The sequence below is a fragment of the Olsenella sp. SW781 genome (assembly GCF_012027725.1).
Classification (GTDB): Bacteria; Actinomycetota; Coriobacteriia; order Coriobacteriales; family Atopobiaceae; genus Thermophilibacter.
This window is the reverse complement of the sequence record NZ_SJOU01000009.1, coordinates 35,452-54,709: the sequence shown is the minus strand read 5'-3', so window position 1 is coordinate 54,709 and position 19,258 is coordinate 35,452. Positions and strand designations below refer to the sequence as shown.

The window sequence follows — 19,258 nt, the reverse complement described above, 5'->3', positions numbered from 1 at the left end:
TTACAGGGCACGAACCCATTTACAACTTGTTAGGCCCTAAAGTCCGTAATACTCCCGATACCACTTTGCAAATGCACGAAGACCGTCTTCGAGCTTGGTTGCAGGTTGGTAGTCAAAATCACGCTGGAGCTCCGAGCAGTCAGCATAGGTCTCCACCACATCGCCCGCCTGCATAGGGACAAGTTCCTTATGCGCGTCGAAGTCGTAGTCCTCTGGAAGAACCCCCTCTTCTACAAGCACATGCTGAAGAGTGTCGACGAATTCAAGCAGCTGCACCGGCTCAGAGTTACCGATGTTGTAAACCTTGTAGCGGGCGCCGGTACCACAATCCTCGGGGACACGTTCCATTACGCGCAAGATGCCCTCAACGATGTCGTCCACATAGGTAAAGTCGCGCCGGCAATCACCCATGTTGTAAATCTGAATTGTTCCTCCCGCGCGAAGCGTATTGGCAAACTTGAAGTAGGCCATGTCGGGGCGACCCATGGGACCGTAAACCGTGAAGAAGCGCAAACCCGTGCAGGGAATGTCATAGAGCTTGGAGTACGCGTGCGCCATGAGTTCGTTGGCCTTTTTGGTGGCGGCGTAAAGCGACACGGGATGGTCAACTTGATCTACCTCGGAGAAAGGCACCTTTTCGTTGCCGCCGTAGACCGAGGAAGATGAAGCGAAAACGAGATGCTTCACCGGATGGTGGCGACATGCCTCAAGGATGTTGTAGAAGCCAATGAGGTTGGAGTCGATGTACGCCTTGGGATTGTCGATCGAGTAGCGCACGCCCGCCTGAGCGGCAAGGTTTACGACGACATCAAACTCGTTCTCCGCAAAGAGACGTTCCACGAGAGCGGCATCGGTGAGATCACCACGAACGAAGGTGAAGCGCCCAGCTACATCAGTCTCTCGAAGCATCCGGAGTCGGTCCTCCTTGATGCCAGGGTCGTAATAGGCATTCACATTATCTAGCCCAACAACATTCCATCCCTCGCGCACGAGGCGGTCTGACAAAAAGGCACCGATGAATCCAGCGGCACCTGTTACAAAGATTCTACGTCCCATTAACAACCTCCAATTTGATTTGTATGTATCTACGAGCAGCGATAGTCTGAACTTCAGAGCTTCTCAACATGCGAACAAAGTAACGGCTGCAGGGCATATCACTAAGCGCATCCCAAATGAAGGGCGACTTGGAATAATCGGACGACAAATCCACCCCTACATCAATCCAAAGAAATACACGGCGCGGGCGACACGCGTCGCGCCGACGCTGTTGTATCAATATGCATACGATAGGGCACGCCCAATACCTGGCGCTAAAGCGCGAAGCCACAGAGACGAACAGTGCACCTACGCCCCACGAGACAGCTCGTTCATAAAAGCGCTGAATGGTTCTATATAGTTGTCCAAATTAAATAACTGCTGTGCCTTCTTAAACGCAGCAGTTTTCATATCCCTCAGTTTCGCATCGTCCATTTCGCACGCAAAGCGAATAGCCTCTTCCATATGCAAGGGAGAACAATCGTCTATAACCAGCCCTTCAACCTCGTTTTCGATAACGAGATCTGCTCCGCCAACCCTGTTACAGAGCATCGGAACGCCATTTGACATGCATTCAGCGAATTTGGTTGAAAAACCAGCTTTTGCATATCGTTCAGGCCTGCGAAATAAAATGCCGAAATCAGCATGACGGAGCATCTCAATCACTTCAGCATGACTTCGCCGCCCATAAAAAAACACGCTCTCACAGCGCGCCAAAGAACCGAACATCTTCTCCGCCTGCGCGGGCGAGATGCCGACGATATGGGCCTCCGCGTTCGTCCTGCACTCTCTGCCAACATGAGAAACTGCAGCCAAGAAATGGAGTAGCTGATCCTTCCCTCCCGCAGGAGAGCCAGCATAAAAGAACCTTGTGCTTTTCCTTGCCTTCCTCAAATCGAAATCGATCCTGTCAGACACCTCGTTGCACCTATTAATCGGAGGAAGAAAAAAGATTTTTAAATTGGGGTTTCTTTTGTTAAGAGTGAAGTGGGTTACAAAATACTGAGAAATAGCTATAACGGCGTCAGCGAGGCAGTCTACCTTTTCCACCCTCCTGCTTCGTGACTTTTCTACCATCCAGGCGGCAAGGTCACCGGTAAAACGCGCGTCAAACCAATCGGTTTCGTCAACAAGCACGGGTACATGCGACATTTGACAATGCTGAAGAATTCCCGCCGCCAGCCTTGATTCGATTCCGTAATAAACAACATAATCAGGCTTGACGCGTTCAAAGGACTCTCTGAATGCTTTGAGGCTCGATATTGACGTAGCTCGTTCAAGATATTTTTTTAATATGCTGTAGTGACCAAGTTTAAGATGCTCCGGAAACTCAAATGGGTAGTCATACTTTTCCTGAATTGCTCTGTTGCGCGGATCAATAATGCCGGCAAACAAAAACTCAACATTGTATCCGCTGCATTTCATTAAGTCGGCAATGGCAAATGCATGCTTTGTCGGTGCATTACAACCAGGTGTCGCCTGAATAACATAAAGGACTTTACGATTAACAGACACCATATTCACTCCACACGAAACGCTGCGATATGGCCTCACAGAACAGGAGAAAAGCTCATAACCATGATGGCCTTTCGCTAATTCATCCAACAGCGAAACCGCCCCCCTGATTAAGTACAAAAGGGTTCAAATCGGTTTCAAAATATCTTTCTCTTAATCTTTTCTACGATATAAATGAAGTTTTTATTTCTAGTCACAAGCGCGAGCGTTATATACACTAGCAGCATAACGACACACTCAAGAATAAGTTCTACGATCGCCGAGCCCCTCAGCATCTCTGCCATACAGTAAGCAAGAGCCCCAGACAATACAGTAAAAACAAGAGAAGGAAGTATATCGATCATCTGCTGCGCAAACGAGTACCCGATTACTTTGCCATTGGGCAGCATATTAATCACCATCGAAATAAAGCCAGAAACCGCACTGCCCACAGCGATTGCCATTACTCCGAACGGTACCGTCAAAAAGAGAACGGAAAAACAGATCGCCTTTTTTACGAGCTCTAACTTTAAACACAAATCGCTTCTTCCAGCAGCTTTTAAAGCTTGCCAATTCATAGTTTGCATAGGTTGGAAGAGGTAAAACAGACAGCCGATTTGCAAGTACGGAACACTTGGAATCCATGCGTCAGACAATAAAAGCCGTACTAACGGTTCAGAGCAAACGAACAACAACCCCATGCACGGCGTTAGCAGAAACGCCGATAAACCCATCGATTTCCTAGTTAGTTCACGCAACCGCCTGTTGTCGTTGTTTGCCGCAGACAAGACTGGAAGCATTACGTTGCTAATTGGGACATTTATGTTGCTCACAACAAGACTTGGAAACTGATTCCCCCGGTTATAGTATGCTAACGAGTCCGCCGAGTAGTATTTCCCGATAATCAGGGATCTTCCTTCGCTATAGAGCACGTTGATCAAGTTGGCGCCAGCAAGCTGAAAACCGGTTGGCAGCAACTCCCTTGCAGATTTATTCGAATACTTGAAGGATGGTCTCCAGCACGTCTGAACATAGAGAAAAAGCGTGCTCAACAGCATGTTGCTTATCTGCTGAACCGCGAGAGCGTAGGCGCCAACACCCAATAGCGCCGATATAATACCCAACACCCCGGCAAAGATAGCGGCTAGGGAGGAGGCGAAGAAATATTTCTTGAAGTCAAGCCGTTTGGCAACATGTGCGCGCTGTATCGCATTCATAGAGCTAAGCGGTATTCTCAGCGCGAGAACCCTCAATAATGGGGGCATACTTGCATTACCGTAAAACTCACCAATTGCTGGCGCCGCAAAAAACAGGAGTGCGTATAGTAGAATCGACGTAACAACTCCGCATACAAATACTGTTGAGTAATCTGATTCGCTAGCCTGATTCTTCTGTATGAGAGATTCGCTTAATCCATTAGTAACAAAAACATCCGCAATGTTAATAAAGACAAGTAACATCGCAACGGTGCCGTAGTCGTTTGGTCCAAGAATACGCGCCAAAGCGAGCGAGATGACAAACAGCGATCCTTGCGTTGCTATTCGCTCTCCTACCGACCAAGCAAAACCAGATAGCGCTTTACTGCCCCCCATTAGCATTCTCCATTTTAATTCTACTACTCTTGTTTGTTTTAACTGGAAACCTATATCCAAGTGCAAGAAAGAAAAGAACTATCCCGACGTTAATCTCATAAGAAAAAAATGTCGAAAGGCCACAAAGGGCCAGGACATATAACAGGGCACAGAAAAGTTGATCGCGGTTGCGCTCTCCCGCGGCATCCCTTTTCACGAAAATAGTCCTAAAAAGCGTCCATGCGAGACAAATAACAGGAATCAATCCAAAATGAAAGGACAGATAGATGAACTGATTATCGAAGAAAAGGTAGTTCGCATTATTTCCGTATTGGTAACCGGCAGTTGCTCCTTCACCGGCAATTAGCGCTGTAGGATTAACCTGAGCGAAGAAAGTCTCATATTGACCCGATCTGGTATCGTCAAATATACGTTCGGAGAACGTCTCGAACACTTCTGGGGCAATCTGGGAAGAAACTGCCACAACAGCCAATGCGACAAAGAAAGCCATAACAACTCGACGAGTTTTTGAGCCCGCACTTTCACTAGACGAGAAAAGGGAGCAATAAATCGCTAGAGCCGATGCCTGAATCACCCAACTGCGCACAGAGAGCAACAAGGCGATAAGCGCCATCAAGCAACACAGTGTTATTCGTTTCGAATATGAGAGCTCTTTTTCGTCTAAAAGGCACACTGCCGCCCAAAGAGAACAAATTGAGTAAGAAAAGAGGTCTCTTGCGGGACACCACCCTACCGTGCTTCCAATGCCACAAGTCAATTGAAACCTTGCAGCAAAAACAAGCGAGAGAATCATCCCCGTCAATGCCATGACGGGTGCCGCTTTCCTTGCAACTAGTATCAAATCGGCATCTTCACCCAAAAGAGGGAACAAAGGAATGAGGAATAACGTCGTCGACACACTTCCAAAAAGCGCGGTCGACAAATCATGGTGATATCCCACGACTTCGATGACGTTGTATACGATAAAGCCGCCTATAGCGGTAAGTGTTAATAGCAAATGCTTGTTGCTCTTTACGAAAACAGACCTGATAAGCAGCGCTACAAAAACTGAAAGTTGAATCAAGTTAAAAGCCGTTGCCAACCTTCCCGCTGATGTTTGGAATGAGTAACGGCTTACTTCCCAAATGCTGGCAAGTTGGTAGCTACCGCCGACTTCTCGAACTACGGGGACAGCAAAAGACGATATTGCTGCTACATAGAACCCCAGTACAGAGATGGGTTTATTACTGATGTTGTCACGTATGCCCGATTCTGCTGATGCTTGCCGGACTAAGTGGAGCAAATCAATCCCTCCCATTTTTTACCAATGGAACCAATCCCTACTTCCGTACGCAGCTTTTGAGCCTCGTGGGAAAGGCGCCGGGCAAGTCCATCATCAGTTACCAGCACATGCATAAGACGCGTCTCTTCATGTATGTCATCCACATCGATCAAAAAGCCATTTCTTCCGTTGTCAATGAGCGCTTCCGCGCCGCCGCCTAAGCAGCGTGTGCAAATTGTTGGAACCCCCATGCAAAGCGCCTCAAGCATTGAATTCGAAAGACCTTCGAATCGAGAGGACATGACGAAAACAGATGCAGTACGCACGCGCTCCACTGCATTGGGAGAAAACCCCTCGAACCGAACCGCATCGCTAATTCCAAGCCCTTCAGTAACACCTTTAAGGTCACCTTCCAGACTTCCTTCACCATATATTTCTAGAGTGAAATCGGGATGCGACTTGTAAAACTCAGCAAAAGCCCGAATTGTCATCGCATGGTTTTTCTGCTCCTCAAGACGTCCGGATGTGACGATTGCCTTTCTTCGTGCTCCTTTATAGGGAGCAGGAATACTGTCCGAAATGGGGTTGAGAATGATACTTCCCTTGCTTTGTATTGAGTGAGGGAAGAAAGATGCCTGCTCTTCTGTCTGAAAAACTATCGCATCGGCTTTTCTATAAATCGCGTTTCTCACCCCCTGTAATAGGGGATTTCGCGGAAAATCAAACCGAGGATCATTACGCACCGAAATGACAATCCTATTTGGTAGGCCTATCGAGGCGATAAGCGTATACATGTTTTGATGCGGCAAAAAAGACATGATTACCGCATTTGGATGTTTTTTGATATAGCTGCGTATGATGGAAATTTGCTGCATGGGTTTGATTGAAGGATCGGCGTGCTGATCAACAATATCAACCCCTTCTGGCACACTATACCTTACCCTTTTATCTTTCGTTAAAAGAAAGGTGAACTTATATCCATGAGAAGCAAAGTAAGACGCAAGGGAGATGGCCACGCGCTCAGCTCCACCGCCTAGTAAGGAAGGATGAATGAAGAGAATCTCTTTGATTGGTTTTTTCCTACTGTCGCTCATCAACGTCCACCGATGTCTCATAGATTTCATCAAGCTTATTGAGGTATGTATTCATCGAATATCGCTGGATAATGGTCTGGCGCCCATTTTGAGCAATACGCGACACTTGTCTAGGATTCTCAATGCAATACTCCATAGCGTTTGCAAGTCTCTCAGGATTATGCGGCTCAATGAGCAGACCGTTATCTCCGTTTGCAATAACGCTGGGAATTCCCCCGACTCGGGTGGCAATTACAGCACAGCCATTCGCCATTCCTTCAAGCACACACATTGGCAGTCCTTCTGCTCTTGAGGGTAAAACCAGTGTCCCGCAAGATGAAAACAAACGCCGTTTCTCCTGCTCATCAGCCCAGCCTAAGAAACATACATTTTTCTCGACGCCAAGCTTCGATGCCAACGAGCGATAGGCTTCGATCTCATCTCCACCACCAGCAATATTGACTTCAACGCCAGGGTATTTCTTCCGAAGAATACTCGTTGCCTCGAGAAGTGTATCCAAGCCCTTCCTGTAGCAAAGTCGACCTAGAAATAAAAACCTACTGACGTCATGCGAGCCGTCATTTATATTCGGTACGAACACGGCGTTTTCCAGAACGACAACGTTGCTGAGATCAAATTTTCGAACAAGGTATTCTTTCCATTCATCAGACAAAGCAATTACACTCGAAGCGCTCTTAAGCATCCATCGTATTTTTCTTTGCTCGGACGTCTGCATCGCCTCGTATAAGTTTTCAAAATCCCCCTCATGAACATGAAGAATGTAGGGAATACCTCGCATGTCGGCAATTCTACATATGAGGTATTTCCTCCTGTAGCTCATGCCTAATGCCATGTGGATGTGACACACATCGCAACGGTGGAGGTCATATAAGGCAATCCTGATGTAAGCTCCTGCAAAGAAAATCATCTTGCCTATCTTCGATCCATCCCTCATTGTTGGGACAAAACGAATAGGCCTGCCTGCCATGGCGGCAGCCTGAATAATATTCTTTTCAACTGTGGCAATGCCACCCCATGCTTCGGTGGAGGGGCCAATCATGAGCACCTTATCAGCCATGATGAGCCGCGCATTTCCGGAACCTGACCCCGCCAATATCACGCGCGCTCGACCCTCGACGCATCAGGCGACCCCTCCTCGAAGCATGACCTGACACTGCGCTCGTTGTAAAGCCCCTTCGTAATGGGCTTGAGACACCAGCGCCTCCCCTTCATACCGAAGAGCGTCTGGGCTGTCACTATGAATCGCGTACTGCGGAATGGACTCCTCATAACCACGTGAGACATCGATTGGCCAAGCCGTCGCCCTTACCTTATGCAAACCAAAATGGCCGACTTTGAATTGGTTACTGGAGAGAACGCCCTCCCTGATAAAGGAATGGAAGGCATCTTTTGAAACGTTTCGCTTTGATAGATGCTCGTTCGACCCCGCCTTATACAGCAACCCGCGCCCACAACAGCGCAACTTGATTAACCGGTAATCAAACACCTTGCAGCTCACGACGCATCACCCACCCGCACCATCGGACGTCCCTGGGCACGCATAGAGATTCTGCGCGCAGGCACCCCCCCCCAAATCGAAAACTCGGGCTCAACATCCTTAGTTACCACAGCACCCGCGGCAATTACACAATGATCAGAAACGTGAACTCCTTTGAGAATTGTGACACCGCTGCCGATCCATACATCGTTACCGATAACTACATCCTCGTCGTTCTCAAGCAGCTTTTCTTCATCTGACAACGACATCATCGGGCGATCCAGTATATCGGTTCTATGGTCACCAGTAATGATGGTGATATTGGGACCAGTCATTACCAAGTCGCCAATCCCTATACGAGCACGCGCTGTTAACAACGTAGCACCGGAGCCAATATAGACGTTGTTACCAACCGTAATATTCCATGCGCCAGCAACCTCACTCCGACGGCCGATAGTAACGTTCCTACCGCATGAAGCAAATGAGCGCCTGAGCGCAGGGGCCAGCAGTAACTTGTTATATGCACGCGATAGGCCATCAAGGACCTTATATAAAACGCCCACTTAAACCTACTTCCTCCACACCATGCGGTCCACGATGCCAGTGTAGGACTGGATAATCTTCACGACCTTCGTGCTCACGTTCTCATCTGCGTAGTCCGGCACGGGGGCGGCGGGGTAGCTGCCCTCCGCGTCGAGCGCGACCGCCACGCGCACGGCGTTGAGGAGCCCCCGCTCGTCGATGCCGGCGAGCGTGAAGCAGCCCCTGTCGAGCGCCTCGGGGCGCTCCGTAGAGGTGCGGATGCACACGGCCGGGAACGGCCGGCCGACGGAGGCGAAGAAGCTCGACTCCTCGGGCAGGGTCCCGGAGTCCGAGACCACGCAGAAGGCGCTGGACTGCAGGCGGTTGTAGTCGTGGAAGCCCATGGGCTCGTGCGTGCGGACGAGCGGGTGAAGCTCAAAGCCAGTTGCTTCCAGGCGCTTGCGGCTGCGCGGGTGGCAGCTGTAGAGGATGGGCCTGCCGTACTCCTCCGCGAGCGCGTTGACGGCCGAGAAGAGCGAGCGGAAGTTGGCCTCGGTGTCGATGTTCTCCTCGCGGTGGGCGGAGAGCAGGAAGTAGCCGCGCTCCTCCAGCCCCTCGCGCTCGAGCACGTCGGACGCGTCGATCTGCCCCAGGTTCGCGCGGAGCACCTCGGCCATGGGCGAGCCCGTCACGTAGGTGCGCTCGGGTGCGCAGCCGGTGAGCGCGAGCCAGCGGCGCGCGTGCTCGGAGTAGGCGAGGTTGACGTCGGAGATCACGTCCACGATGCGGCGGTTGGTCTCCTCGGGCAGGCACTCGTCCTTGCAGCGGTTGCCCGCCTCCATGTGGAAGATGGGGATGTGCAGGCGCTTCGCGGGGATGGCAGAGAGGCAGGAGTTGGTGTCGCCGAGAATCAGCAGCGCGTCCGGCCTCACCTGCGCCATGAGCTTGTAGGAGGCGTCGATGATGTTGCCGATGGTCGAGCCCAGGTCCTCCCCCACCGCGTCCATGTAGACGTCAGGGTCGTCGAGCGACAGGTCGCGGAAGAAGATGCCGTTCAGCGTGTAGTCGTAGTTCTGCCCCGTGTGCGCGAGCAGGCAGTCGAAGTGGCGCCGGCACTTCCTGATGACCTCCGAGAGGCGAATGATCTCCGGCCGCGTGCCCACGATGACGAGGAGCTTGAGGCGGCCATCGTCGGCGAAGGAAACGTCCGAGTAGTCGGTCTTAAGGGGCATGGTCACACTTCCTCGAAGTAGGTGTCGGGCCTTGCGGGATCGAAAGCCTCGTTGGCCCACATCACGGTGACGAGGTCTTCGGTCTCCGAGACGTTCGTGATGCTGTGCGTCATGCCGGGCGCCATCTCGACCACGGTCGGGTTATCTCCACTTACTCGGTACTCATCGACGGGATAGGGGTTGCCCTCCACGTCAACGCCGACCTTGCGCAGGCGAATCAGCGCCTCGCCAGACACAACCAGGAATTTTTCCCACTTGGTATGGTGCCAATGGTTGCCTTTGGTTACACCGGGCCTGGATACGTTAATCGAGACCTGGCCGCGATCTGGCGTACGTAGGAGTTCAGTAAAGGAACCGCGCCCGTCGCGGTTCGCGTGCAGCGGGTACGCCAGAGACCCGGCGTCGTAGTAACTCAAAAACGTTGCAGACAGCTTCTTGGAAAAGCTGTCGTCAGTTTGGTCTGGCACGGAGATGTTTTCGCGCGCGTTGCGGAAGCTCTCCAGCAGCTCAACAATCTTTCCGAGCGTCACTTTATCCGTAGGGCTCGCAATACAGATGCCGTTACCATCTTGCTCCACGTTGCCCAGCAAGAGCTCGAGCATGCATGAAACAAGATCATCGATATACAGCAGCTCGAGCTCGACGGAGGGGTCGTTCACATGGAACTCGCGGCCGTTGGCGATCGCATCGCAGAAGGTAGCAACCGCAGAGTTGTAATTGGGTCGGCACCACTTGCCGTACAGGTTAGGAAACCTATAGATGTAAACCGGCGCGCCGGTGCGCTCGGAATACTCGCGGAACAAGTTCTCCCCTGCCAGCTTGGACTCGCCATAGACAGAGCCGGCGTAGCGCCCCTCGAGGGATGCCTGCGCACTCGAAGAGAGCATGACGGGACACTTGTTGCCATGATGCTCGAGCAGCCCTAGCAACTCAGAGGCAAACCCGAAGTTGCCCCTCATGAAGTCCTCGGGGTCCTCCGGGCGGTTCACGCCGGCGAGGTTGAACACGAAGTCCGCCTGCGAGCAGTAGAGGGAGAGCTCCTCGCGCGTCCCGTCGACGTCGTACTCATACACGGTAAGCGGGAGCAGGCTCTGGTAGCGCTCCCTGCAGTCCTTGCCGTCGCGGATGCTCTTCAGCGACTCGCAGAGGTTCCTGCCGACGAACCCCTTGGCGCCGGTGACGAGGACCCTCATCACTGGACCGCCTCGTTCTCACGACCCTCGAGCGCAAGCTGAACGTATTCGGCTGTCTTGATCTTCTCAATCGTGCCCGCCACGTCGAGGCGGCGGGTGTTGTGTGAGGTGTACGCCTCGTCCGCCTGCGTCTCCACCTCGCCGTCCACGACGAAGTTGTCATAGTTGAGATCGCGCGAGTCGGATCGGACCCGGAAGTACTCCCCCATGTCCTCAGCCCTCAGGCGCTCCTCGCGGGTCATGAGGGTCTCGAAGAGCTTCTCGCCGTGGCGCGTGCCGATCACCTGGGTGCCCGTACGCCCGAAGAGCTCCTGCACGGCCTCCGCGAGGTCGGCGATGGTCGATGCGGGGGCCTTCTGGATGAAGAGGTCCCCGGGCTCAGCATGCTCGAAGGCAAACTCAACCAGGTCAACGGCCTCATCGAGATTCATGAGGAAGCGAGTCATGGCAGGATCGGTCACGGTAAGAGGCTCTCCCCTGCGAATGCGGTCGATGAACAGGGGGATCACACTGCCACGTGAGCACATCACGTTGCCGTAACGCGTACAACAAATTGTAGTCCTGCCAGCGCCCGTCCTTGCGTTCGCGTAGATGATGGACTCCATCATGGCCTTGGACTTGCCCATGGCGTTGATGGGGTAGGCGGCCTTGTCTGTGGACAGGCACACGACTCTGTCAACGCCCTCGGCAATCGCGGCGTGCAGCACGTTGTCCGTGCCGATCACGTTGGTGCGCACGGCCTCCATGGGGAAGAACTCGCATGAGGGCACCTGCTTGAGCGCCGCCGCGTGGAAGATGTAGTCCACCCCGTGCATGGCGTCGCGTACGCTCTGCGCGTCGCGTACGTCGCCGATGAAGAAGCGCACCTTCCCCGCAAGCTCCGGAGAGCGCTCCTGGAGCCTGTGCCGCATGTCGTCCTGCTTCTTCTCGTCGCGCGAGAAGATGCGAATCTCACCTATGTCGGACTCCATGAAATGCTTGAGCACGGTGTTGCCGAAGCTGCCCGTACCGCCGGTGATCATCAAGGTCTTCCCCTCGAAGGTGCTCATCTCTTTCCTTTCTTCCGTTCAATGTGAGCAAACTGATAAACAAGGAACTTTGTATTGGTCACGAGATATCTTTTGAACAGCCTCCTGGGCTCTTGCATGAGGCGATAGAGCCATTCGAGGCTGAGATTTTGCATCCACCTGGGAGCCTCGGGCACAATTCCGGCAAGCACATTGAATGCGCCGCCAACACCAATCATGACCGGACGAATTCGCTCATGGAGCTTGTGACAGAACACTTCCTGTCGAGGAGCCCCAAGGGCTATCCAAGCAAAATCAGCACCAGAATCATTGATGCTGTCTATAACGGAGTCCTCTTCATCGGCAGACAGAGGCCTGAAGAGAGAGGGCTCCATCCCCGCAATCTTTAACCAGGGATATTGCTTGCTTAGTGTGACCTTTAGTTCATCCAGACACCGCTGATCGGTGCCGTAAAAATAATGGGACCAGCCCATTTCCTTAGAAAGTTTAAACACTTCCCTCATAAGATCAGGACCAGTAACCCTATCCATTGAGGGAAACCTCCTCTTGCCAATGACAGAGAGGGGTTTTCCATCAGGAAGTGAAGCTATTGACTCAGTCTGGACCAGCCAGTAATCGGGATCATCGTGAGCCATGACGCAAGTGTGAACATTCGAAACGCAAACGTAGTTTCCCTTGAAGTATCCCAGCCCCCCTTTGAGGAGGGCGACAAAATCATCCATGTTCGTAGCCGTTATTGGCACGCCGATAATATCGACTCGGCGCAGCGACTTCTCCATATCAACGGGCACGCTTACTCCCCCTGGAACGTGAGCACGCAGCCCACCGTCTGGACAATCAGCTTGACGTCGGTCCAGAGGCCGCATTGCAGGATGTAGAGCAGGTCGAGGTCGACCCACTCGTCGAAGGTGATGGAGTCGCGGTTGCGCCTCGTCTGCCAGTAGCAGGTGATGCCTGGGCGCACGGCGAGCCTCAGCTGGTCCCGGAGCGAGTACTGGCGGACCTCGCGCGGGAGCGCGGGTCGCGGCCCCACGACCGACATGTCGCCCGCGAGCACGTTCCAGAACTGCGGGAGCTCGTCAATCGAGGTCTTGCGAATGAACTTGCCCACGCGCGTGATACGCGGGTCGTCCTTAATCTTGAAGACCGGACCGTCCTTCTCGTTGTCGCACATGAGCTCTTCGAGGCGGTCCTCCGCATCCACGTACATAGAGCGGAACTTCACCATCCTGAAGGCACGCCCGCGCCTGCCCACGCGCTCCTGGAAGAAGAGCGGGGAGCCGTGCGGGTCGTCGAGCCAGACGGCGAGCGCGATGAGCGCGAGCACGGGCAGAAGGACCACCAGCACGCACGCGCTGAAGGCGATGTCGAAGGCGCGCTTGGCGACGCGGTAGGCCGGCCTGCGGTCGATGCCGCAGGAGATGCGCTCGAGCTCCGAAGGGGTGAAGCGGCGGTCCTCCGCCTCGACGAGCCGCGCGCCCGCGTTCTTCTCGCCCGTTGTGGAGCCTGCTGAGACGGCTGCCTCAAGCGTGCTTTCTGACAATCTCCAACCCCACCTTGATCGTCTTGGTCCTGCCGAACATGCGCATGTCCAGGAAGGCCAGTCGCTTGTGGCGGTCGATCTTGCTGATGAGTGCCTCGTGACCCTTGAGGGGCCCGTCGGTTACGATGACTTGGTCGCCCTCTATGACGCCCACGCTCATCTCAACCACCTTGTCGAGCGGCTTCATGAGCGCGGTGAGCCAGGCGACCTCGTCTTGGCTCAGGGGAATGACTTTCTCGTCGCTTACGCCCAGCAGGCGCGTGAACGCCGGGATGCGTGCCAGGCGCTCCATCACGTGTTGGATATTGTCTGTCTCCACGAAAAGGTATCCGGGAAAGAGCGTCTCCCGGATGCTAATCCAGCTACCCTCAACGCGGCGCATGACCTCGCGCCGCGGGATAAAGCACTCTTTGATGCTCTCACTCAACAGCTTGTTGACGAGGTCGCAGACGTGCTGCTCCTTGCCGCCAACAACCTGTATAACGTAAAGGGCCATCTGCGCCTCCCCTCCGGGAGTCGCCTGGCACAGGCAGAAGCGGGAAACCCAGGGTCGACAGCGAAGCTGCATGCTTCGCCACCGGGACCCCCGTCCCGCCGTAAGCGACGTATTCATTCCCCGTAAGCCTTTCAGCAACGCGCCCTGGGCGACGATTGTTGGCCTTGCGGATATGCGCACCCGCTTGCGCGGGCAGGAGGCCGGAGCCTCCTCTTCCGGGTTCCACCTTGGGGCGAGCCCGGAAGAGAGGGTTCCGGCGCGGCTACGCCCTCATGTGCGCCCCCCTCCTCGGGTACTCGCGCACCGCGCGCTCGAGGTAGCGGTAGTGCTCAGGGCGATGCGCGTCGCTCGCGATGTAGCGGTAGAGGTTGCGCTCGAAGAGCTTTCTCGCGGGGCGCCTCTCGCGCCCCAGGCGCCCGCCGGCGATGAAGTCCGCGGACGCCTGCAGCTTGCAGCCCAGGCGCACGAGGCGCGCGGCCAGCTCCACGTTACGCTGAACCGCCCGATAGCGCTCCGGATGCGCCACGATCACGTCCAGCCCCAGGCCCTGCAGCTCGTAAATGGTGCGCTCGTACTGCTGGAAGTCCCCCTCAGCGCAGCGGGAGTCAAGCTCCAGCAGGAACTCGCCCGTGCCCTCGAAGGCCAGGCGCTCGGCCCAGCGCTCCACGCCCAGCTGCATGAGCTTGGAGTGCGCCACCTCAAATCCCATGGTGACGGGCATGCCCATCTTGCGGGCGCGCGGCGCGAAGGCGTGGAAGGCGGACCACATGGCGTCGTAGTCGAAGTACGGGCTGCGCGCGTGGGGCGTACACACGATGCTCGTCACGCCGGCGGCTCGGGCGGCCTCCACCATGGCAAGGCTCTCGTCCATGCTCTGGGCGCCGTCATCGACACCGGGCAGAATGTGGCAGTGCATGTCCCTCATGTGGTCCTCCTCTCCGCGTCTCGTGGTTGGGCGGGCAACGCTGCCTGACGCTACTCGTCCTCGTAGCCGCGGGGCTGGTAGTGCGTGCCCGAGAGGAACTGCGCCGTGCTGTCCGGGGCAATCCGGGCGTCCTGCGGCAGGGGGCGCAGGCCGGAGCCCTGGGCCGCCGGCGCGGGCTTGGGCTTGGGCGCGGGCTCCGCCGTCGCACGGCTGATGACCGGGGCGTCCTGGCCCTTCTCGCCCGCCTGCGGCGCGCCCTGCTCGTAGTAGTTGTAGTAATACTCGCCGCGCTTGGTATCGCAGTAGTTGAGCACCGTGCCGATGACGTTTGCCTCGGCCTTGCGGAGCTGGTCGTAGGCGGCGACAAGGTCCTCGCGCTTGACAAAGTCCTCGCGCACCACGAGCAGCGTGCCGTCCGCCACCGATCCGAGCACGGCCGCGTCAACAAAGGCGGAGAGCGGCGGCGTGTCAAAGATCACGTAGTCGTACATGCGGCGCAGGCTGTCCACGAAGCGGTGGAAGCGGCGCGAGGAGAAGATGTCCACCGGGTTGGGGATGTGGGGCTCGGCGTCCAGGAACCAGAGGCTGGACTTGCCGCCCACGGTCACCACTGCCTCGTCAAGCGCCACCTGGCCGGAGAGTACGCCGTAGATGCCATTGCGCGGGTGCACGCCGAGCATGCCGGCAAGGGTGCGGCGGCGCAGGTCCCCCTCGACAATAAGGACCTCCTTGCCGCCCGCCGCGAGGGCGCGGGCGAGCTCGATGGAGATGGTGGACTTGCCCTCGTTGGGAATCGAAGACGTCACCACGAGGGTCTTGATGGGGTTGTCCACGGACGCAAAGCGGATGTTTGCGGCAAGCGTCTTGACCGCGTTCTGGAGGAAGACGGTATCGCTCGTCCCCCTGTTGGAGCGCCTAGCCATTATCGTCCTCCCTTCATGGCGGGGATGCGGCCGATCACGGGGATGCCGAGGAGCTCCTCGACCTCCTCCTGGCTGCGGACGCGCGTGTTGAGCATGTCAGCAATAACCACGATGGCAACGGCCGCAAAGAGGCCGGCCATGAGGGCCACGGCCACGTAGAGCGGGCGGTTGGGGCCGCTGGGGCTCTCGGGCGCCTGGGCCTGGTCGATAGCGTTAACGCTCTCGATGCTCATGACCTCGCGGGCGATGGCGGAGACCTTCTCCACCATGGTGTTGGCGATGTCCGCCGCAGTCTGGGCGTCAGGCCCGGTGACGGACAGGCTCACCACGCGGGACGTGGTCTCGCTGGCGACGGAGATGTCGTAGCCGCTGAGGCTCTCAAGCCCAAGGTCTGACGCGGTCTCGTTTTTGACGCGGTCGCTGGTGAGCAGCGTGGAGACGTCGTTTGAGATCATCTGAGACGCGTTGAGGTCCGTTGAGAGATTCCCGCTCGAGGACTCCGTGGCCTGAGCGAGGACGTACATGCTTGTGGAAGCGGTGTAGGTGTTGCCCATGAACGCGTAGGCGTACACGCCCATGACGAGCGCGCACGCCACAGGCAGCACAATCACCAGCCTGAGGTGCTTCTTCAGCAGCTGAAGCAGTTCGAGCAGGGTCATGCGGCCCAGTCTCCTTTCTCGCGTGCGGCGGGACCACCCCGCCGCGCTGCCGGGGCCCGCCCGGGCGCGAAGCACCACATGAGCGACCCCCTCCCCCATTTTCCACAGTAGTTTACTCTAGCCTTAGGGGAGGGGGGAGGTCGATATCATTTGTATAGAACCGGACATGCGTACCGTTTCTTTACAAAAAAATAAATGCATCAGTTATGCGAATGGCGGCCCGGGGTATGTCGCACACGGCTATCCCAGGCTTGCAACGTCATCCGTCGTGAGCCCCGCAGAGGCGGCGAGCCCCGCGTAGTCCCGCGGGCCGGCGGCGTTGGTCGCCGCGCCGAGGCGCTCGTTCTGGAGCTGCTCGTCCGGCACCTGGACCGCCGCGTCATTGGGGTCGAGCCCCGCGTCCACGCGCTGCATCATGGCGCGCCACTCGTCGTACATGGTCGCGACGTAGGAGACGCCGCCCTGCGAGAGGCTGTAGCTCGGTGTGGCCGCAGAATATATGGTGAGCGCGGCGCCCGAACGCTGGATCTCCAGGGCATACGAGGCAATGTCCGCGACGGAGAGGTCCGTGGAGATGGACTCCGCGAGCTGCCCCACTAGGCCGGGAAGCTCCACCGGGCTGCTGGCCAGCACCTCGCGCACGATGGCCTCCACGATCTGGCGCTGGGCCTGGGCGCGGCCGAAGTCGCCTCCAGAGACGTTGTAGCGCTCGCGCGCGTAGGCGAGGGCCTGCTCGCCGGTGAGGGTCTGCTCGCCCGCCGAGAACGCCATCCCGCCGTTGCCGGAGGGGATGTCCTCGGGGATGGTGACGGTCACGCCGCCCAGAGCGTCGACCACGTGCTCCAGCCCCTCGAAGTTGACCTCCACGTAGTGGGAGATGTCCACGCCGGCAAACTCGGACACGGCCCTGACCGTGGCGGCGGGGCCGTAGTTGTAGCGCGCGTTGATCTTCTCGACGCCTCCCTGTGCACTGATCATGGTGTCACGCGGGATGGAGATGAGCGTGACGGTTGCGTGCGCGGTGTCCACGCGAGCGAGCATGATAACGTCCGAGCGCGAGGCAACGTCCACCTGGCGCGCGTCCGAGCCGATGATGAGCGCGTAGAAGACGCTGCCCTGGACCTCCTGAGCCGCAGGCGCGGGGTCCGCGAGGGCCTCGTCGAGCTCCGCGCGCTGGTCGTCGCTCACGCGCATGGAGCTGTCAAGGCCGCCCACCCAAAGGGCCACCGCACCGGCAACCATTCCCAGGCAGACAATCAGGCCAAGGAGCACCTTGGCGGCAAGGGGCACCCGGCGGCGCTCGGGCCGCGACGAGACGTTCTTCTCGCCCGCAGGGGTGGGCTCGTCCTGAGTCCGGGGCCCGGAGTCACCGTCTTCCGCGGGCTCGACGGCGCTCATATGGCGGGCACGACGTGCCGATGCGGGGGAATCGGGCTCGAGGTCTTGCTGGAAGGCGGTCTCAAAGCGGTCGCGCGCACGGCGGCGCGGGGCCACGGAGGGACGCATGCCCTCGGCGCGCGAGGAGGCAAGCTCGTCGAGCGGCACCTGCGCGTCAGTTGGCTGCGCGTCCTCCGGCAGGTTCTTGTTGTCACTCATGACCTACCCCCTCCCCGATGAGCCTTAGAGGAAGATGATAGTCAATCGACAAACAGCATGCACCCCAGCCAGTCCCCCGTGCGCCATGCAAGCACGTCCACGAGCGGGTATGACTGAGGTGCGCACCAATCTGGCTGGGTGCGGCTACTCGCCCTTGCTCGCCTTGTCGAACTCGTCCTTGAAGGAGCCGAACATCTTGCCGAGCGAGCCAAGCTGCTTGCCGGCCGCGCGGGCGACCTTGTCGCCGGTGCTGCCGGATTTCTTCTTGAGCTGGGAGGCCGGCTTCTTGGCGGCCGGGCGCGGGGCGCTCGCGGCGGCCGGGCGATAGGTCTTCGGCGCGGGGCGTCCCTCACTGGCGGGCGCCTCGGCCGCGCGCTCGGGCAGGCCCTCGACGGGCCTGGTCACGCGCACGTCCGCGGCCTCAACGGCCGGCGGCTGCGGGGCGGACTCGCTCTTCTCGCCCTCCTCGGCGGCGTCCTTGATGGCGCGCCGGGCCTTGCCGATCATCTTGCCCAAGGCAAAGGAGCCCTTGTCCACGGCCTCGCCCGCCGCAGCGCCGACCTTCTTTCCCACCTCGGCGCCCTTGACCTTGGCGCGGGCGTATCCCTCGCCGGCCGCGCCGGCAAGGCCGCCGTCCAGCTGCACGGCGCGGCCGCCGGCATCCACGACCATGCAGCCGTCGCGATAGCCGCGCAGCATGTCAGGCGTGATGACAAAGGAGCCGAGAAGGGCGCGCGCCATGCCGCCATCCGTGGCGGAGAAGCGCGTGACCTCGCCGGTCTTCTCGCTGAACTCCGCGTCGGACACATAGCCGAGCGGCTTGCCGTCCGTGGTCCTAGCGTCCATGCCGGACCAGATGATGCAGGCGTCCCAGTCTAGGCCGAGGCGGCGGATGGCGTCGTCATCCAGGCCGTCCTTCGGGCGGGTCACCGTGACGGTGCCGTCCGCGGCAAGCTCGAGGGAGTCGAGCGCCACAAACGCGTCATCCCGCTTGATGACGCCCGCGACGTCCGGCCGCTTGACGAGCAGGCCCACGACGCTTCTCCCATCGGGCGAGAAGACCGCGTTGTGAACCTTGCCGAGCCGCTGGAAGCGCTCGGTTACGGTGCCGTCCTTCTGTGTCTTGGGCTTCTTGGGCGCGAAGACCTTAAGGCCGACGAGCTGGCTGACTTTGAGCACGGGCGGCGC

18 protein-coding genes are annotated in these 19,258 nt (G+C 57.2%); all 18 read right to left on the bottom strand.

Annotated features, from left to right (window positions below; all coding sequences use genetic code 11):
• Positions 1-36: 36 nt before the first annotated feature.
• Entirely contained in the window at positions 37-1,056 is a 1,020-nt protein-coding gene (locus tag E0L17_RS06800; protein WP_167930502.1) for an NAD-dependent epimerase/dehydratase family protein, read from the bottom strand.
• A 288-nt stretch (positions 1,057-1,344) separates the two neighbouring features.
• Positions 1,345-2,553 carry a glycosyltransferase family 4 protein gene (locus E0L17_RS06795; RefSeq protein ID WP_167930501.1) on the bottom strand — a complete coding sequence of 403 codons (1,209 nt, stop codon included), beginning with the start codon at positions 2,551-2,553 and terminating at the stop codon, positions 1,345-1,347.
• A 134-nt stretch (positions 2,554-2,687) separates the two neighbouring features.
• Positions 2,688-4,121: a lipopolysaccharide biosynthesis protein gene (locus E0L17_RS06790; protein WP_167930500.1), complete on the bottom strand. Its 1,434-nt coding sequence runs from the start codon at positions 4,119-4,121 to the stop codon at positions 2,688-2,690.
• The gene (locus E0L17_RS06785) at positions 4,108-5,418 is read right to left on the bottom strand and encodes a hypothetical protein (protein WP_167930499.1); all 1,311 of its coding nucleotides are present in this window, start codon (positions 5,416-5,418) and stop codon (positions 4,108-4,110) included. The genes E0L17_RS06790 and E0L17_RS06785 overlap by 14 nt, the downstream gene beginning before the upstream one ends.
• Positions 5,391-6,476, bottom strand: a complete 1,086-nt coding sequence (locus E0L17_RS06780) for a glycosyltransferase (protein ID WP_167930498.1) — start codon at positions 6,474-6,476, stop codon at positions 5,391-5,393. The genes E0L17_RS06785 and E0L17_RS06780 overlap by 28 nt, the downstream gene beginning before the upstream one ends.
• On the bottom strand, positions 6,463-7,533 hold the full coding sequence (locus E0L17_RS06775; protein ID WP_167930497.1) for a glycosyltransferase family 4 protein: 1,071 nt from the start codon (positions 7,531-7,533) through the stop codon (positions 6,463-6,465). The genes E0L17_RS06780 and E0L17_RS06775 overlap by 14 nt, the downstream gene beginning before the upstream one ends.
• Positions 7,534-7,970: 437 nt before the next feature.
• Positions 7,971-8,288: a DapH/DapD/GlmU-related protein gene (locus E0L17_RS11100; RefSeq protein ID WP_286163349.1), complete on the bottom strand. Its 318-nt coding sequence runs from the start codon at positions 8,286-8,288 to the stop codon at positions 7,971-7,973.
• 234 nt (positions 8,289-8,522) lie between these two features.
• Complete coding sequence (locus E0L17_RS06765) at positions 8,523-9,707, bottom strand: UDP-N-acetyl glucosamine 2-epimerase (RefSeq protein ID WP_167930495.1); 1,185 nt, start codon at positions 9,705-9,707, stop codon at positions 8,523-8,525.
• A gap of 2 nt (positions 9,708-9,709) precedes the next feature.
• The gene (locus E0L17_RS06760) at positions 9,710-10,900 is read right to left on the bottom strand and encodes a polysaccharide biosynthesis C-terminal domain-containing protein (RefSeq protein WP_167930494.1); all 1,191 of its coding nucleotides are present in this window, start codon (positions 10,898-10,900) and stop codon (positions 9,710-9,712) included.
• Positions 10,900-11,949, bottom strand: coding sequence for a polysaccharide biosynthesis protein (locus E0L17_RS06755; protein ID WP_167930493.1), 1,050 nt, complete (start codon positions 11,947-11,949; stop codon positions 10,900-10,902). The genes E0L17_RS06760 and E0L17_RS06755 overlap by 1 nt, the downstream gene beginning before the upstream one ends.
• Positions 11,946-12,719 (bottom strand): WecB/TagA/CpsF family glycosyltransferase, encoded by a 774-nt coding sequence (locus E0L17_RS06750; RefSeq protein WP_206109043.1) that lies wholly within the window; start codon positions 12,717-12,719, stop codon positions 11,946-11,948. The genes E0L17_RS06755 and E0L17_RS06750 overlap by 4 nt, the downstream gene beginning before the upstream one ends.
• Positions 12,720-12,721: 2 nt before the next feature.
• On the bottom strand, positions 12,722-13,471 hold the full coding sequence (locus E0L17_RS06745; RefSeq protein ID WP_167930492.1) for a sugar transferase: 750 nt from the start codon (positions 13,469-13,471) through the stop codon (positions 12,722-12,724).
• Complete coding sequence (loaP, locus tag E0L17_RS06740) at positions 13,452-13,967, bottom strand: antiterminator LoaP (RefSeq protein WP_167930491.1); 516 nt, start codon at positions 13,965-13,967, stop codon at positions 13,452-13,454. Before loaP ends, E0L17_RS06745 begins: the two co-directional genes overlap by 20 nt.
• A gap of 262 nt (positions 13,968-14,229) precedes the next feature.
• A complete protein-coding gene (locus tag E0L17_RS06735) occupies positions 14,230-14,892 on the bottom strand; it encodes a CpsB/CapC family capsule biosynthesis tyrosine phosphatase (RefSeq protein WP_167930490.1) in 663 nt (220 codons plus the stop codon).
• Between the two features lie 50 nt (positions 14,893-14,942).
• The gene (locus E0L17_RS06730; protein ID WP_167930489.1) at positions 14,943-15,815 is read right to left on the bottom strand and encodes a CpsD/CapB family tyrosine-protein kinase; all 873 of its coding nucleotides are present in this window, start codon (positions 15,813-15,815) and stop codon (positions 14,943-14,945) included.
• The gene (locus E0L17_RS06725; RefSeq protein ID WP_167930488.1) at positions 15,815-16,474 is read right to left on the bottom strand and encodes a YveK family protein; all 660 of its coding nucleotides are present in this window, start codon (positions 16,472-16,474) and stop codon (positions 15,815-15,817) included. The genes E0L17_RS06730 and E0L17_RS06725 overlap by 1 nt, the downstream gene beginning before the upstream one ends.
• A 240-nt stretch (positions 16,475-16,714) precedes the next feature.
• Positions 16,715-18,070 (bottom strand): LCP family protein, encoded by a 1,356-nt coding sequence (locus E0L17_RS06720; RefSeq protein ID WP_286163342.1) that lies wholly within the window; start codon positions 18,068-18,070, stop codon positions 16,715-16,717.
• 144 nt (positions 18,071-18,214) lie between these two features.
• Positions 18,215-19,249, bottom strand: a complete 1,035-nt coding sequence (locus E0L17_RS06715) for a PRC-barrel domain-containing protein (protein WP_167930487.1) — start codon at positions 19,247-19,249, stop codon at positions 18,215-18,217.
• Positions 19,250-19,258: the final 9 nt, after the last annotated feature.

Bases quoted from the DNA above. Each gene is read 5' to 3' on its own strand.
- E0L17_RS06800 (WP_167930502.1), bottom strand. From the start codon at position 1,056: ATGGGACGTAGAATCTTTGTAACAGGTGCCGCTGGATTCATCGGTGCC.
- E0L17_RS06795 (WP_167930501.1), bottom strand. From the start codon at position 2,553: ATGGTGTCTGTTAATCGTAAAGTCCTTTATGTTATTCAGGCGACACCT.
- E0L17_RS06790 (WP_167930500.1), bottom strand. From the start codon at position 4,121: ATGGGGGGCAGTAAAGCGCTATCTGGTTTTGCTTGGTCGGTAGGAGAG.
- E0L17_RS06785 (WP_167930499.1), bottom strand. From the start codon at position 5,418: ATGGGAGGGATTGATTTGCTCCACTTAGTCCGGCAAGCATCAGCAGAA.
- E0L17_RS06780 (WP_167930498.1), bottom strand. From the start codon at position 6,476: ATGAGCGACAGTAGGAAAAAACCAATCAAAGAGATTCTCTTCATTCAT.
- E0L17_RS06775 (WP_167930497.1), bottom strand. From the start codon at position 7,533: ATGGCTGATAAGGTGCTCATGATTGGCCCCTCCACCGAAGCATGGGGT.
- E0L17_RS11100 (WP_286163349.1), bottom strand. From the start codon at position 8,288: ATGACTGGTCCCAATATCACCATCATTACTGGTGACCATAGAACCGAT.
- E0L17_RS06765 (WP_167930495.1), bottom strand. From the start codon at position 9,707: ATGCCCCTTAAGACCGACTACTCGGACGTTTCCTTCGCCGACGATGGC.
- E0L17_RS06760 (WP_167930494.1), bottom strand. From the start codon at position 10,900: ATGAGGGTCCTCGTCACCGGCGCCAAGGGGTTCGTCGGCAGGAACCTC.
- E0L17_RS06755 (WP_167930493.1), bottom strand. From the start codon at position 11,949: ATGAGCACCTTCGAGGGGAAGACCTTGATGATCACCGGCGGTACGGGC.
- loaP (WP_167930491.1), bottom strand. From the start codon at position 13,967: ATGGCCCTTTACGTTATACAGGTTGTTGGCGGCAAGGAGCAGCACGTC.
- E0L17_RS06735 (WP_167930490.1), bottom strand. From the start codon at position 14,892: ATGAGGGACATGCACTGCCACATTCTGCCCGGTGTCGATGACGGCGCC.
- E0L17_RS06730 (WP_167930489.1), bottom strand. From the start codon at position 15,815: ATGGCTAGGCGCTCCAACAGGGGGACGAGCGATACCGTCTTCCTCCAG.
- E0L17_RS06725 (WP_167930488.1), bottom strand. From the start codon at position 16,474: ATGACCCTGCTCGAACTGCTTCAGCTGCTGAAGAAGCACCTCAGGCTG.
- E0L17_RS06720 (WP_286163342.1), bottom strand. From the start codon at position 18,070: ATGAGTGACAACAAGAACCTGCCGGAGGACGCGCAGCCAACTGACGCG.